The organism is Raoultibacter massiliensis (assembly GCF_900199545.1).
Taxonomy (GTDB): Bacteria; Actinomycetota; Coriobacteriia; order Coriobacteriales; family Eggerthellaceae; genus Raoultibacter; species Raoultibacter massiliensis.
Map to the genome: position 1 here is coordinate 2,397,659 of NZ_LT962671.1, position 15,006 is coordinate 2,412,664.

10 protein-coding genes are annotated in these 15,006 nt (G+C 59.3%); all 10 read right to left on the bottom strand.

Features of this window, described 5'->3' with window-relative positions; all coding sequences use genetic code 11:
- Window positions 1-81 precede the first annotated feature (81 nt).
- Complete coding sequence (locus tag C1719_RS14480) at window positions 82-456, bottom strand: cytochrome c3 family protein (protein ID WP_102375746.1); 375 nt, start codon at window positions 454-456, stop codon at window positions 82-84.
- Between the two features lie 3 nt (window positions 457-459).
- The gene (locus tag C1719_RS14485; RefSeq protein WP_102375747.1) at window positions 460-2,169 is read right to left on the bottom strand and encodes an FAD-dependent oxidoreductase; all 1,710 of its coding nucleotides are present in this window, start codon (window positions 2,167-2,169) and stop codon (window positions 460-462) included.
- Between the two features lie 210 nt (window positions 2,170-2,379).
- On the bottom strand, window positions 2,380-3,342 hold the full coding sequence (nrfD, locus tag C1719_RS14490; protein ID WP_102375748.1) for an NrfD/PsrC family molybdoenzyme membrane anchor subunit: 963 nt from the start codon (window positions 3,340-3,342) through the stop codon (window positions 2,380-2,382).
- A 27-nt stretch (window positions 3,343-3,369) separates the two neighbouring features.
- Window positions 3,370-4,023, bottom strand: coding sequence for a 4Fe-4S dicluster domain-containing protein (locus tag C1719_RS14495; RefSeq protein WP_102375749.1), 654 nt, complete (start codon window positions 4,021-4,023; stop codon window positions 3,370-3,372).
- 12 nt (window positions 4,024-4,035) lie between these two features.
- Window positions 4,036-4,314 (bottom strand): molybdopterin-binding protein, encoded by a 279-nt coding sequence (locus tag C1719_RS14500; RefSeq protein WP_102375750.1) that lies wholly within the window; start codon window positions 4,312-4,314, stop codon window positions 4,036-4,038.
- Window positions 4,311-5,129: a molybdopterin-dependent oxidoreductase gene (locus C1719_RS14505; RefSeq protein WP_102375751.1), complete on the bottom strand. Its 819-nt coding sequence runs from the start codon at window positions 5,127-5,129 to the stop codon at window positions 4,311-4,313. The genes C1719_RS14500 and C1719_RS14505 overlap by 4 nt, the downstream gene beginning before the upstream one ends.
- A gap of 51 nt (window positions 5,130-5,180) precedes the next feature.
- Window positions 5,181-6,803, bottom strand: a complete 1,623-nt coding sequence (locus C1719_RS14510) for a molybdopterin-dependent oxidoreductase (protein WP_180963641.1) — start codon at window positions 6,801-6,803, stop codon at window positions 5,181-5,183.
- A 479-nt stretch (window positions 6,804-7,282) separates the two neighbouring features.
- Window positions 7,283-8,227: an SPFH domain-containing protein gene (locus tag C1719_RS14520; RefSeq protein WP_102375754.1), complete on the bottom strand. Its 945-nt coding sequence runs from the start codon at window positions 8,225-8,227 to the stop codon at window positions 7,283-7,285.
- A gap of 24 nt (window positions 8,228-8,251) precedes the next feature.
- Window positions 8,252-8,635 (bottom strand): GntR family transcriptional regulator, encoded by a 384-nt coding sequence (locus tag C1719_RS14525; RefSeq protein ID WP_102375755.1) that lies wholly within the window; start codon window positions 8,633-8,635, stop codon window positions 8,252-8,254.
- Window positions 8,636-8,825: 190 nt separating this feature from the next.
- On the bottom strand, window positions 8,826-14,912 hold the full coding sequence (locus tag C1719_RS14540; RefSeq protein WP_180963642.1) for a cell wall-binding repeat-containing protein: 6,087 nt from the start codon (window positions 14,910-14,912) through the stop codon (window positions 8,826-8,828).
- Window positions 14,913-15,006 lie beyond the last annotated feature (94 nt).

The following is a 15,006-nucleotide window of genomic DNA, read 5'->3' on the forward strand; positions in this document are numbered from 1 at the left end:
CGCAATCGATGCGCGCCGGCCTTGGAAGAAAACTCACCGAGCCGAGGAAGAAGACTGCAGCAAGGCAGCGCGGCTTGGCACTTATGCGGCTGCCTCCTGCGACGGCGCATAGGAATGGCAATGCTCGCAATAGTTGTCGGTTATCTCCTTGTCCTTGGCGTGGCAGTTCTGGCAGGAATTGTAACCGCCGTGAATGGGATCGTGCGGATTCCAATCGCCCAAGCCTGCCGTGGTTTCGGCAAGCGCGTCGTACGTGCCGCCATGACAGCTCAGGCACTGCTCGTCAGAAACGTATTCGCCCGCAACCCCCGTCGTCGCAGCCGAAGACGACCCGGAAGAAGGCGAAGACGACTGCTCGGTCGCCTGCGGCGCGCACGCGACAAGGCCGAAGCACAGACAAAGCACGAGTGCGGCTATCGCAAGGGCCGCAAAGGGATATCGCTTAACGTTTTGCATGGGTTACGCTCCTTTCACGGCATGTTCGGCGGCAACGAACCCGAAGGTGACCGCACGGCCGATCGATGTTCCGGGAATATGGCGCGGGTAGTTGCCCGCAAAGAAGCTGCCCGACACGTTGCCGACAGCGTACAGCCCTTCGATGACGTTATCTTCGGTATCGAGCACCCGGCAGCTGCCATCGATCATCAGCCCGCCTCCTGTGGCAAGGATGCAGCTGTTCGTGGTAAGCGCATAGATCGTTTGCCCGGCAAACGGAGCCGTCGACTCCATGAAGCGGTTGAAATCCATATCCTTCTTGCTATCCCAATACCCGTTCCACAACCCGATCGTCTCTTCGAGTCCGTCGGGATCTATGCCGCACTTTTCGGCAAGCTCGCGCGGGGTGGAGGCCGAAAACGCCCATCCCTTCTCGATGAACTCGTCCATGGCCTCTTTTGCCCCTGCGATTTCCTCTTCGCTGGCGCCGAGCATGCCATCGTCGAAGATCTGCCAACAATTCGCACCGAAGCCGGGTTGCGCGTTCTGCGCGTTCGACACGGCTTGGAACGGCAGATCTTCGTTGACGTAGCGCATGCCCTTTGCGTTGACGTTGATGGCAAGCCAGATCGCCGTCCATACGCGCGCATCGTAGAAGGAATCGGGATTGCCCCAGCGGAAGTTCATGACCGGATGAGGCAGCGAATCCATGTTCGCGCCCACCTTGAGTCCCATCATATGCCCGTCGCCCGTCGTTCCCCAGCCGGGATTCCACCAGCTCGATGTCGCATAATCTTCAGGACGAACCCACGCCTGCATCATTTCGGGATTGGCATCGTAGCTCCCCGTTGCAAGAATAACGCCTTTTGCCGCGTTGATCTGAACGTATTCCTCTCCTGCTTTCGCAACGGCTCCCGTGATGCGCCCGCTTCCATCACGCGTGAGCTGGACGGCGGGAGTGCTGTAGCGGATGTCGAGGTTGTCGTATTGGTTTGCAACCTCCGCCATCTCGCGACAGACGTAAATGCCCGAAAGACCGGAGCGCACACCCGCATCGGGCGGAAGCGAAGGACTGTCGTAGAATCCGAGTTCGGAATCGATGAGCGGCATGCCGTTGGTGTTCGGCGCCTGTTCCACCTTTGTGATGACAAAGCCGTTTTCGCCTTTGTCGAGCATCTGCTGCCAAAAGTCGGTCGCTTCACCTGAATGGAACACGTAGGTGCGCGCCGGCTCGGGACGCGTGCGCCAATACGCAGAACGGTATATCTCATCAAGCAGCTGGGCGGGATCCACTTCCACCCCGGCATCTTTTTGAGCTTGGGCGTTGTAGGCGCCGAAGCATTCGAAGCAACCGCGACCCTTGGTCATCTTCTCGATGCACATCACCCGAGCACCCTCTTCTGCCGCCTTCAGCGCGGCGGTCAACCCCGCGATGCCCGCCCCGACAACAAGCACATCGCACTCTTCGGTCGACGAGATCTCGGATGCCGCGATTTCGCGGTCCTCGTAGGCGATCGGGCCGCGAGGGCCCGGACACTCTGCCTTCTTAAGAGGCAAAAGGGTCGTTTCGCCTGGGATGATGGTTTGATAGATGCTGGCAGCCTCTTCGGGTGACGCCGCATCATCCGCAAACGCAAAACCCGTGGTTCCGAATACGCCAAGCGCACCCGAAGCAAGCCCGACGGCTCCCGCACCTCGCAGGAAATCTCGTCTGGAAAATTCCTTTCCTCCCATTGCTCCTCCTTGGTAGCTCTTTCTTACTTTACAACGTAAAGCAAATAGTAGCGCCTTTTCTTTACATTGTAAAGTAGACTGCATTGCAAAGCGGTCTTCCCGACTGAACCCGAGCCCGCTTCCCGCTCGGCACCTTCGCACCCGGCCAGGGCGAACAGGACGCAAAAAAAGCGGGCCAGAGGCCCGCTTTTGAAAACAATGTGAGCTTCGCTATCCAGCCACCGCCATAAGGGCAGCTGCCGCCAGATTGGCGTGCAACCCGGCGGCAAGGATGAGAAAGCGCAACTCGCACCCGCCGACGAGCGCGCCGATGGCGCCGATGGCCGTTGCCGCACGCACGTCTTTCTTCTTGGATGCGAGACCGATAACAGCCATGATCAGCGGCAGCGCTAAACCGCATACCACCACCATGCCCCAGAAGTACGGAGCAAGCACGCCAGCGGTCAGCATTTCAGCCGACTGAGCAGCTGTGGCGCCCAAAGCCGTGGCGGTATCGGCGCCGAGCATCGCGGAAAAGAACGCTGCAAGCACCGCGAGCTCGAGCAGCACGAGCACGATGACGATGCGTTCCATGAGCGTTTGCGCCTTATGGGCGATACGCTCCTTTTTCGAGACGACCACCGAAATGAGTTCGACAAGTGCAACGCCGGTGTCGAACGCCGACACCGTGAACAAACACGGCAGAAGCCACGTATCCCACAGCGGCACCCCGCCCGAACTCATAAGCAACATGCCCGTGTATACCGCCACGAACGCACCGAGCGCGATGCCCGCGACGGCGAGCACGCGACGCACGGATCCGCCATGCTTGGCGTACCACGTCTCTTTCGACGAAAGCCTCTTCACGATGGGTGGCGTAGCCAAAAGGGCTGATACGCCGAACACGACCAGCGCGCCGAATGCGCCCCATGCACCATAGGTCATCCACGACGTGAAGTGGTCAAACGCGCTCCACATCATCATACCGCGCAACGGTTGGGTAAGCTCGGAAAGCAACAACAGCAAACCCACGCCGAGGCTTGCCACGGCAGCCCACATAGACGCGCAGATAATCAGACCATGGCGCTTGCGGTCGATGAGATAGAGCACCGCCGCCATGACGAACGTGCCGGCGCCCATGCCGCCCAAGAACAGATAGAGCGCTGGTTGCCATCCCCAAATTGTTTGAAGCATGAAATCACCTCCTCTTTCGCTGCGCGGCTATCCGCGAATCAGACACGACGGATCATTGGCGGACGCAAGGACCACCGCATCGGGCGCCTGCTCCTTCAGCTCCTCTATGGGGCCGTACTTCAACGCGTTGAAAATGCACGCCTGCACGCAATACGGCGTATCGCCTGGCTCAATGCCCGCACCCAGACAGCAGTCGCACTTGTCCATGGTTTCCGCATTGTAGCGCGGCACGTCGTAAGGGCATGCCTGGTAACAATACTTGCAGCCGATACAGCTGCTTTGATCCACCGAGACAATGCCGCACGCTCCCTTCGAAATAGCGCCCGCCGGGCACACGCGTTCGCAACTGGGCTGAGCGCAATGCATGCACGATGTGGATACGCTCACCTTTTCGCGCTTCGCATTGACGATCACCGTGATGCGGCGACGGTCGGGCGTTTCGTCCGATAAGCCATTCTGCTGGCGGCACGCATCAATGCACTTCTCGCAGTTCACGCACCTTGATGCATCAACGAGAAAGCCATACTGCACACCGGCGTTCGCCTCGTCGGCCACCGATGCGTCGTCGCTTGCCGTTGCACGACGGGGAGCCATGATGCCACCCACGATGACCGCCGAAGCGCCTAATGCAAAAGCGCCTTTCACAAGCGTCCTGCGCGAAACATCCACGGTTTGTCGCATGTCTTCCCCTTCCTACCGTATGTCCAGCTCGACAAGGGCGGGCTGCGGACTCACTTCGCCGCGCTCGTTAACCGAGCGCACGTGCATACGGTACGCGCCCGCTCGCGGCGGCGTGAAATCAAGCGTCCACATCACGTTTTGGTAATCGTTCGTGCCTTCGGTCGGGCGCGTGGTCCAGTGCTCGCCTTCATCAAGCGAAAACTGGACTGCCGCAATACGATGCCCGAAGTCGTACGCCGTACCGCTCAACCGCAGAACCTGGCCTGCCGTGCCTTGCACTGGGGGAATCATCGAACTTCTCCTCCGAGCAGTACGCCTACGTTCGGCAGGCTCTGATACGCCGCACGCGCCTCATCGGAATGAGGGTTCGCCGGTGGCGTTTCGCGCTCTTCAAGCGTGATGCTCACTATGTCGCGAGCAAAATAGCTCGCCGCGGTGGAGCCCAGCCACAGCTGGTTCACGCCGCCCATCACATCGGCGATCGGTGAGCCGTTCACGTCGAACACCAACGGGCAGTAGCGCATTCTGAGATAGTCCAGCGGCAGCGCTACCTCGTAACCATCGGACGAAGCAAATACGACCGTATTCACATCGGCGGAAGGCTGAGCCAGCTCGATGATCTTCAACGCAGAAATGCCCGTGACTTCGGCATTGGCGACAGCACGCCCGTCAGAGGGGTTGCCAGCGCACGAGCAGCCCATGACCACGTTTTGAAGCTCTTCCTTCTCGGAAAGTTCCCCGAACGTTGCCGTGTACGCGTTTTCGACATCGCCCTGCACGGCAATCGACCAGTCCTCTATTGCAACGGCCTTCCCGTCGCCCATCGGGTTTGCGCCGCACAAATAGGCCGAAGCCTCGCCCAGGTTCCTTTTGATGTCATCGGTTGACGTCACCTTGGATTGAGTGAAGGAAAACTCGCCCCCCACTTTGTCCATACGCACGATGAAATCGTTGACGGAACCGCCCTCCTGCCACTCCGCGGCCTGAGGATCGGATACAGGCTGCGCTTCGGTCGAAGCGGTGGCGGCCAGTGCAACGCCGCCCATGCCCGTAACCGCCAGTATCGAGCTTGCCCCCATGGCAAGCGTCTTTTTCAAGGCATCCATTCTCTACCTCCTTGCCGAAAGCCCGCCCTCGCGGGCTTTCGGACCGTATGCTTAAGACATCTGTTTGACGTTGACCATGACCTTATCGGGCTCGTAGCTCACGCGACCCTGGTCGGTGGTCGCACGGACCTGAAGCAGATAACCGCCCGTCTGCTCAGGAGCCGTCCAAGTAAAGTGCCAGTACACCCAGCGGTACTTATCGGAATCGGACGTATCGAAGCTCGTCCACGTCTTGCCGCCATCCATCGAGAACTCGACCGAGGTGACCTGCTCGTCCATGGCGTAGGCATAGCCCTCGAACTCGTATTCCTCGCCAGGGGTGATAATCAGTCCTTCCGGGGTACCCATAATGCCCGTAACGGGTTTGTTGCCGAATCCGGCATCGGTTTCCTTGGCGGGATGCCAATGTCCGATTGCAGTCGGCTCGCTCTCCAAGCCCATGCCGTCGTTGAGATGATACTCGTCATCGGAGATGTAAATCTCACTCACCCAACGCCCGCTGTTCGAAATGGCGTGCCCAGGCCACCACATGCGGCAGGGAAAACCTTCGGCGCGCGTAAGCGGACGCCCGTTGATCTCGTAGATGAGCAGGCCGCCCGATTCAAGGCAATCCTCGATGGACGTACCGCTACCGTAACCGGTAGGACCGTTGGTTCCCCAACCTTCGGCATCGTGGGCGGTGATGGTCGTAGCTCCTTCTTGCACGCCCGCCTGTTCGAGGATCCACTTGATGGGAATGCCCTTCACTTCGGCGTTGACGATCCACTCGCCGCCAGCGCCGCTAATGTTGCACTGCATGGTGCTGACGGTCGTTTCGCTGGGAGCGCTCTCGATCAACTCGGCCAGCGTCCACTCCCTCGGATTGTCCAGCATGCCCGTAACGGCAATGGACCAGTCCTCATATTCGGACGTATCGACAGGCTCTTCTTGGTAGGCTTTGTCCAAGGGCTCGCTGTTGGGTCCGGCATACTTCGTCATCTCGACGGTATCGCCCGCAAGGGTATCCTGGTCGTAAGCGAATTCACCCTGAACGTCCGCCACATCGACCATGCCGTTGAACGCATCGTACTTGGCCTCTTCCCACAGCTGCATGCCCGTACCGTCCGAGGTGACGGCATGACAGGTCATGCAGTCGCCCTTGAAGGAATCCTTGCCGTGGATACCGTGGATGAGATTGCCGAACTGATACGGACCCGCAAGCGTCTCACCCGTGGTTTCATTGTGGCATAGCAGGCAATCCGTGACATCGGTATTGGTGTTCAGCCCGTTTTCGATATCCCAATGGCGGGTTGGAAGCTTGTCCAAAACATCGACGAGGCCATCTTGATGGCACGATTCGCAGCCGCGGTTTTCGGCATCGAGGTAGTAGACGTTGTATGCGCTCGGAAACGCCCAAAACGCACTTCCACCGGCATCGCTTGGAACCTTCTGCACTTGACGGCCGTCCTCAAGCGTCTCCACCGTTGGAGCGTAATCCTCGCAGAGGCCGGTCATCTCTTTCTGGATTTCCTCCAAGCTTGCAGCGGATTTCTCGCCTCCCGTAAGTTCGACCGCACCGTTTTGCGGCGCATCAGTCGTCTCTTGCTCCACTGCGGGAACGCATGCGACGAGGGAGGCTCCCAAAGCGCAGCAGCAGAGTGCGGCACCCCATATGGCCGGTTTTCGCATCGCCATCGCCCTCTCCTTTCTTCCGTTTGAAATTCCCCTGGGCATCGGAACCGGAAGCACTGCCCGGCCATCACCCGTTTTCCGCATAGTATCATATATCATACAAATATACGATACTTATCGTATTATACTATGATACTTTTTGAAGGATAATAAGAAACGGCAAATTGCCGTCCGTTGCGCTATCGACCGCAACGGATAATCAAGGGACGGATGTGCACGACCGAAGAACCATCCGTCGCACCCGCCCAACCGAAAAAGATGCTTTCGCCTCCTGGCCCAACCGAAGCGAAAGACGCTCGGCGCATGTGCAAAGCATTGCGCATCAACGAAACGACTAACGTATCGAGATTTCCTCGCTTGAGGCATACGAACCGCTCTTCTGCATCGGCCTGGTCCCAGCTTTGCCAATAGCCAATGCACTGCACGCCAAGGGACCCTCGCAGCGCACGAGGACTCCTTCGCATTCGACTATATGCCGAGCCCTACCCCCTCGCGATCTTCTCCAGGCCCTCGAAAGCCTCTGATAGAGCGCTTGGCACCACCACAAGACCGCCTTTTTCCTTCACGCTTTCCGAAACGAAGCTCATCGCGCGCAGCTGCAACGCCGCGTCTTCACGCCCATAGGTGCGGGCGGCGTCCACGAACATCTCGGATACTTCCTTTTCCACCTCAGCTAGTATTATGCGCGCATTGTACTCGCGCTCAGCTCGGGCCTCGGCGGATAAGGCTTCTTGCAGATCACCGGGAATCTCGATGTCGCGAATCTCCACCGATGTTACGGTAACCCCCCATTCGCGCGTCTTGCGCTCAAGAATGTCAGCCACCTCCTGGTCGATCTGGGTGCGCCTTGTGCTCAACTGGGCGATGGCCACACCGCCCATCACGTCACGCAACGTGGTTTGCGCCACCCAGTACACCATGTTCGCGTAGTTTTTCACCTCGGTGCATGCCGTGCCCGCATCCCATACCGTCCAAAACAACACGGCATCTACGTTCACTGGCACAAGATCAGCAGTGAGCACATGCTCGGCTTTGAACGCCGTGGAACGCATGCGCATGTCAACCGTAGACGCCGCGTATTCAACCAGCGGAATCATAAACACCAAGCCCGGCCCCGCCACGCGGTTGAACTTACCCAGACGCATAACCACCGCGCGCTCCCATTCCATAACCACATGCATGCAGCTGAACAGCAGCGCCGCGGCGATGGCTCCCGCAACGGCAACGACCACCGAGGCAAGCGCCCAAGCTGCAAGCTCGCATGCCGCGAACACCGCAAGCGAAATGATCCACCGCAATGCCACTGCGCCCGAACGGCTGGTGACCTCTTGGTCGAAACTCGTATCGGCGCCGACGAACGCTCCGCTCGCCAGCTCGCTTTCATCCTCGTCGAAGTACGATTTCTTAGCCTCGGCTTCGTTTCCCATAAAGGCCCTTCCCCTCAAGCGGCGCTACGCAGTCCATTCAGACAAACGCTCGCGCAACCTCATTTCCAAATCTTCCCTGGAGACATTGCATTCTCTGGCCACGCGCAAAAGCTCATCGATCACCATGTCCACCGGAGAGCCCGGCGCCTCGATCGAACCGTGATCGATATCGGCAATGGTCGAGCGCTTGCCGCGACCGGAATTGATGAGGCCGTCGGCCTCAAGATCTTGATACACCTTGTGTACCGTGTTGTAGTTCACACCCAGCTGCACGGCCAAATTGCGCACCGTAGGCAACACGTCGCCGGGCTTGAGCTGACCAGATTTAATGAGGAAGTACATATGGTTGCGAATCTGCACCCATACGGGAACGCCCGATTTCTCGTCGATTTTCAGCGTATCGAACACTTCGGTGCATCTCCCCGTCTCTCGTATCCTACAGATATAGGATACCACAGGGCTCCCAGGCGAAGACGCGCAACCGATTCCCAACGGGATTCGCCTCCCGACCAGATCCTGCCAGCTATGAAATTGCCGAGGCCCCCGGCAAGCATGCCAGGGGCCTCGAGCAGCATGAAATCGCTTCGAAAAAAACGCTTTACGCAAGCGCCTTTTCGATGGCTGCGAAAAGCGCCTCGGAAACGGTCCACTCGTCGCCGAGCACGTAGGCGTTCTCAATCTCGCCGGCGTGCGATGCGAGCACCTTTGAGATGCACACATCGGCGCCGTCTCCCTCGTCTACGAGCAAAAGCGGAGAGAGGTTTTTGCCGCCGAAGGCGGAAGCCACGAGCGCGTCGGCGTACTTGCCGTCGCGTCCCGCAGTGATCGCCACGTTCCTACATGCGAATCCATGGTCGAGCGCCCATTCGGCAATGCGCTGAGAGGTAATGTAGCGATCCGCGCCTCCGATGCGCTCGACGGAACCTACCAGGGACTTCACTGCTTCGAAGGCCTCTTCGGAGACCGACCAACCGTCTCCGAGCACGATCGCGTTGGTGAAACCGCCGCCCTTGATGGCGTCGAGGGCAGCCTGCGGAAGCGCGCCCGAATCGTCGGCCAGAAAGACCGGGGCCTTCAGTGCATAGGCCACCGTCGAGATGGAGAGCGAGTCGGCCGCCTTCTTGCCAGTGGCGACGATCGCGGTCGAGCCCCAGCCGCCTTCGCCGGCCTCGTAAATCCTGACCGCGGTCTCGAGACGATCGGCGCCTCCCAGGCGAACCGCGTCGCCCGTGATCGCCTCGATCTCGCTAAACGTGCGCTTGGAGACCGACCACTCGTCGCCGATCACGTAGGCCTTCGTCGCCCCGAGGCGCTCGATCTCGGATCTGGTCTCGGCCGTAAGCGAAGAAGTCTCGGTGAGGAGAACCTGGCCGCCCGTCGCACCCGCGAGGCTCGCGGCCGCAAGCGCGTCGGGGAAGTTGTCGCCGCGGGCCACGACGACCGTCGGGCAGGAGCCGTCGTCGGGGAACGCGGCCTTCGAGACAAGGGCCATGGTGGCGTAGCGGTCGGCGCCGCCGAGGCGGTTAACGCTTGTGGTCCCGGGCTCGTCTTGTTTTGCTTTGACGGTCACTTCGCACTCGGCGCTCTTGCCGCCCGCTGCAGCCGTGATCGTTGCTTTGCCTTCGGCAACGGCGGTAACGACACCGTCCTTGACCGTTGCGATCGCCTCATCCGACGATTTCCACGTCACCGAAGGATCGGTTGCTTCGGCAGGCGAAACCGTTGCCTTGAGCGTTGCCGCGGCTCCGATTTCAAGGGACAGGGCGGTTTGATCGAGCACGATACCCGTTACGGCAATCGCCTGGGTAACCGTATACACATCGCCTTGGACGTCTAGCACGTAGCCCGCAGCTGCCGTGATCGAGCCGACGGCGAAGCCTTTCGCATCGAGCGTGAACGAAACGGCGCGATCGATTACTGCATCGGCTGCGTCCTTCTGAAGTTCGATCGTCCCGCCGTCCTTAACGTTATCAATGGCGGCCTGAAGCGTTTCGTACCCGATGCCATCGGTCGTAGCAACACTGTCGTTGCTCGTCATCAGCGTGATTTCGCTGAATCCATGAGGGTTCGCAAACGAAGCGATGAATTTGCCGTCAGAACCCTGGCTGAGCGCAGCCGTGTAAATGTAGGTGCTTCCATCGTCTTTGACGTGCCTTGCGAATACCGGGTCATCCGTCGTGCTGACAAAGCCTGCAGGAAGCGGCACCGATACGGTTGTCTGCGTTGTCACCTCAACCGGAACAGGCTCGCCGACGACAACGGCGTTCCTCCCCGAATCATCGAACACGATATCGTCAACGCTGCCTGCCGTCGTTGCGACGACGCGTGTTTTCGGCGTTATGTCGAGAGCGAGCGATTTCGCGCCGCCCTCTTCGGTATACGCCTTCGCGGCAATTTCCAAATACGCCTGAACGTACACCGTGATCGGCGCGGTGGCATCGGGGGAGATGGCGTCTTTCAAAGCCTGTTCCGCCTCCGCAACCGCATCGGGGGTCAGCTCTTCAACGGCGGCGTTCGCATGAGCGTTCAGCCCCGCCACTTCCGCCTTCGCCACGCTTTCGACGATCTCGTCCTTCTTGTCGCCGAGAGCCTCCTCGTTTTCGATCTTCACTTCCGGCTCCACGACAACGGGCTTGGCATCGGTTGCCGCCTTGCTCTCGCTAACCATGTATTGATATTCGGCTTTGTCGCTTGGCAAAACCGTCTTTTTGTCGACGAGATAAGCTGCGGGGTCAACCGTATAGTAGCCTCCGGACACCTCTACGGATACCTTCTCGGCATCGCCGCTCTGGCTGATAGCGCCCTGGAACTCTCCATTGTTAAGAGCAACCCTCAGCGTGTTGTCGGGATACGACGAAGAGTCAAGATCCGCTTTCAGCACGGCCTTGGCACCCTGGAACACCCCGTCGTCGACAATGAGGGTTCCGCCCGAAGAGAACACGTAGAGCGCATAACCGTCTTCCGATACGTAGGTGCCCCCTTTCACGGTAACCGTGCCCCCCGTGCTTACGCTCACGCAGGTGCTCGTCCAATCGAAATACCCCTTCTGCATGAACGTGCAATCCTCAAGCACCGCTTCCGCATCGGCGTGGGCCACTTCGATGCCGCCGCCGTACTCGGAGTCGACGGTTACGTTCTTGAGGCGCGCCGTACAAGGCCCCGTGAGCTTCACGTTCAGACCCCATGGACGGCTATTTTCAAGCGTCACGTTCTCCATGTCGAGCTCGCCGCCCTCGGCACGCAACATGCCATAGAGGCCGGTGCCCGCATCGGCGCCGCTCTTCGAAAGATCGATCGCTTTCCCATCGGCGATCATGGTTCCGTTGACGATGGTGAGATGACCCGATTTCAGCATTATTCCACGGTTGTTGATGTTGCTGCCATCGGTAACGGTGAAGGTCTTCTGGTTCAGGTCGATCGTTACATCTTTGTCGACGATAATGCCGCTTGCCTGCGAGAAGTCATCGAGCAGCGTCACGGTTTCCGCCGGCTGCGCCGCAGCAACCGCGTCATCGAGACTCGCATACTTGCTACCGCCAACCTGGGCAATGGCATTGGTGAGCACGGCGGTCTCGTCAGCCTCAACCGCAATCGCGCGACCGGTGTTGGTAGCGGCGTCAAGACGGTCGCCCGGATAGTGGATCTGGGCGTTGGCTGCAGTCCCCGAAACGGTTACGGTGATAAGCTTGGACGTTTCGTTAGCGCGGCCTTCGCCGATCAGGATGTCGCCGTTGGCCGGTGCGACGCCCTCGGAATACGAGAACGAACAATCGGCAACGCTTCCTGTCAGGCTCGCATCGCCTTCGGCGGTATAGCGGACGGGAGCGGCGTACAGCACGCTGTTCTCGTCGCCTATGCCGCAGTCCGTGAAGGCGGTGTTTTTGATATCGACCGCAAGCGACCCCTCGTTCGCCTTGAGCTTGACGTTCACTGCACCGGCAAGGTTGTTGGCAAACGTGCAGCCATCGATAACGATGGAACCGGCTGCGTTGCTGTACACAGCGCATGCCGCACCGGCAAAATCGCAGTTCGTCAGTTCATAGTTGTTGACGCCCGCCGCTCCGCTGATGTACACGCGCTGCCCCGTGAAGCCCTCGACGCTGTCGCAATTATCCATCTTGAGGGTGAACGTCTTGTCCGTTCCGTAGGTGCCGCCGCGCTGACCCCAAACCGTCGCGTTTTTCAGATTCGAGATGGTGAGCGTCGTATCTTCAAGCAAGCTTGCGTACGATTCGATCGAGAATGTCGCTTCGCCCTCAGGAGCCGCTTTAGTGCAGATCAGCGTAGCGCCGTTGCCCTCGATGGTCAAAGACCGATAGACGCTCGGATGATTCGACCCCATAACGATAAGCTTTCCGGGTTCGCATTCTATCTTCGCGCCCGAGTGATCCTTGACCGCCTCGAGAGCGTCTTTCATCTCGTCGAACGTTCCGATTTCCCCACCGTCAGCCGTCGTCGCGGTTATCGAGCCGTATACGCTGTCGGCGAACCAGGTTCCATCGTCTGCCCGTACCGCCGTGTAAAGCGCGCCATCGCTGTGCTCGGTCTGGTACGCATAGCCGCTGCCTGCGGCGCTGCTTATGGTTCCCTCGCCCCCGTTCACGGTTCCCGTATTGGAGAACCCGATGATATCGAGAGTGGCAGCGCTTTCAAGATACCCGAAACCGAATACGTAGCCGACGGACCCCTTGGCGGTTATGGCTCCCGAATTGGAGCAGTTGTAGATTCCGATTGTCCCGGTAGCGCCAGATGCGGTACCGAACATGCTGCCGACGTTGTAGGCGGCAGATCCGCCAATCTGAGCGCCGATCTTGCAGTTCACGAAAAGAGTCTCGTCTTCTGCATTCGTGTTCTTAACGCCGCCCACGATGCCGCCGACCCCATACGACGCGCCTGTCGCGACTACCGAGCCGCTCACGCTAACGTTTTCGTAGACTGTGCTTTCCGAGTAGCCGGCCAGCGACCCTATGTATCCGCTCGACGTGCTGTAATCGCACTCGGCAAGAGTCAGGTTCTTGACGGTAGCGCCGTACAGCTCGTTGAACAAACCCACGTATCCGCTCGCCTTGCCCAGCGCAAGCCCCGCAACAGCATGATCGCGACCATCGATGACGATGTTCGATGCCCTCCCGAGGCTCTCGAACGCAACGCCTTCGGGCATGACGATGTCGTCCGCAAAAGAAATGTTCGTGATGCCGGATTGACCCTCCGCTTCAAGCAGCACCTTCAACCATTGAAGGGCCATCGGAGTATCGACGAGATAGGAGCCATCGGCAGACACCTCGGGCATATTCGCTATCGAGCCCGTCAGGTTTTCCGGGTTGGTCAAAAACCCGTTCACTACCAAGGTTCCCTCGTTCGATATGCGCCCATCCTGGAACAGAACAGCCTCGGACGCAATTGTGAGGCTGGATCCGTTCGAAACGACGATCGTCCACGTAGAGGGCAGAATCGCACTTGAGCCGAGAACGATGTCCCCGCTCAAAATGAGATTCTTCGGATGCGCTGCATCGGCGTTGTCCAAAGCTTCCTTCAGCGCGCTTTCGGAATCTATCGCAAGATCGACTGGAGCCTCCGCCCTGCTGACCACGAAGAAATCGCCCTCTTGGGCTACCACACAGGTTGACAGGTCGACGCATTGCGTCGGATCGCTCGAAAACGTACCTCCCGTCACGGTGACGGCGTCCGAAATCGCGGTGCCGTTCATTGCTCCGTACGTCGCATTGCCGACGAACGTGCCGCCGGAAATCGAAACCGGTGCCGACGGGCTATCGCAGAACAAGGCTGATTCGGAAACGCTCGTGTACGTACCGTCCTCGATGGTCATGCAGCCGTTCGTCCGGTTCTCGATAGCCGCGCAAGCATTGTCCCATCCGCCGGAGTAGCCGGCTTTGCTCGATACGATCGAGGCAGAGCCCGAAAGCGCGCACGTGCCCAGATTCAAAAGACCGACCGCGCTCGCACTCGAAATCTTGCCGCCCGTAACGGCAAGCTCGGCACCCTCTGCGTTTTTCACCGTGCGCGTGCAAGCATTGGAGGCTTCGTTATAGTTCGCTATCTCGCCCGCACCGGCCTCGCTTCCATCCTGAATGGTCAGAGTGCCGCGATTCAGCAAAACATGGGCTTTGCTGTAGTTGTTCCCGTTGGTATCCAGCGATGCCTTGATGCTGTGCCCGTTCAAATCGAGAACGACGTCCTGGCCCGCCTCCACAGAGACTGCGGCAACTTCGGATTCGCCTGGAGAGATCACCCCCGCATCGATATCCGCGACAAGCTTTACCGCCTGGCCCTGAGAAGCACTCGATAGCGCGTCGGTCAAAGCTTCAAGCGTATCGACTTCGATCGGATCGCCTGCGGCAGAAAGGCCTGCCGCCCGATTCGGCTCCGCATCGGCTGTACCCTCGGTCGCCTTCGCCGAGCGAGAGCCGAATGGGGATTCTTGCCCTGCGGCTTCCTCGGAAGGAGCCGCTTCGTCTTCAAAGTTCTGACCGAGGTCCTCCGCGCTCCCGGATCGTGCTTCAACCTGATCTGTCTGAGAATACGGCGGTGCTGCATCCGCCTCGTCGCCCCACGCCGCAGAGGGGATCATGAGCGTTGCCGCCATGACGAACGCCATGAAAGCAGAGAACAGCCTCTTCGATCTCGCCCCCTTTGCATCAAGAGAGGTTTGCCTTGCTTGCGCCATCCCGGCTCCTTTCCGCTCATCCCGCATCGACGTCCCGAAAAACAAAACGGCCGAAACCTGTAGCCTCGACCGGTCTTGTTTCAGTTCGATACGG

What these genes read in the sequence shown, in the direction of transcription:
- C1719_RS14500 (WP_102375750.1), bottom strand. Translation starts at nt 4,314, where the DNA reads ATGATTCCCCCAGTGCAAGGCACGGCAGGCCAGGTTCTGCGGTTGAGC.
- C1719_RS14540 (WP_180963642.1), bottom strand. Translation starts at nt 14,912, where the DNA reads ATGGCGCAAGCAAGGCAAACCTCTCTTGATGCAAAGGGGGCGAGATCG.
- C1719_RS14495 (WP_102375749.1), bottom strand. Translation starts at nt 4,023, where the DNA reads ATGCGACAAACCGTGGATGTTTCGCGCAGGACGCTTGTGAAAGGCGCT.
- C1719_RS14505 (WP_102375751.1), bottom strand. Translation starts at nt 5,129, where the DNA reads ATGGATGCCTTGAAAAAGACGCTTGCCATGGGGGCAAGCTCGATACTG.
- nrfD (WP_102375748.1), bottom strand. Translation starts at nt 3,342, where the DNA reads ATGCTTCAAACAATTTGGGGATGGCAACCAGCGCTCTATCTGTTCTTG.
- C1719_RS14510 (WP_180963641.1), bottom strand. Translation starts at nt 6,803, where the DNA reads ATGGCGATGCGAAAACCGGCCATATGGGGTGCCGCACTCTGCTGCTGC.
- C1719_RS14485 (WP_102375747.1), bottom strand. Translation starts at nt 2,169, where the DNA reads ATGGGAGGAAAGGAATTTTCCAGACGAGATTTCCTGCGAGGTGCGGGA.
- C1719_RS14520 (WP_102375754.1), bottom strand. Translation starts at nt 8,227, where the DNA reads ATGGGAAACGAAGCCGAGGCTAAGAAATCGTACTTCGACGAGGATGAA.
- C1719_RS14480 (WP_102375746.1), bottom strand. Translation starts at nt 456, where the DNA reads ATGCAAAACGTTAAGCGATATCCCTTTGCGGCCCTTGCGATAGCCGCA.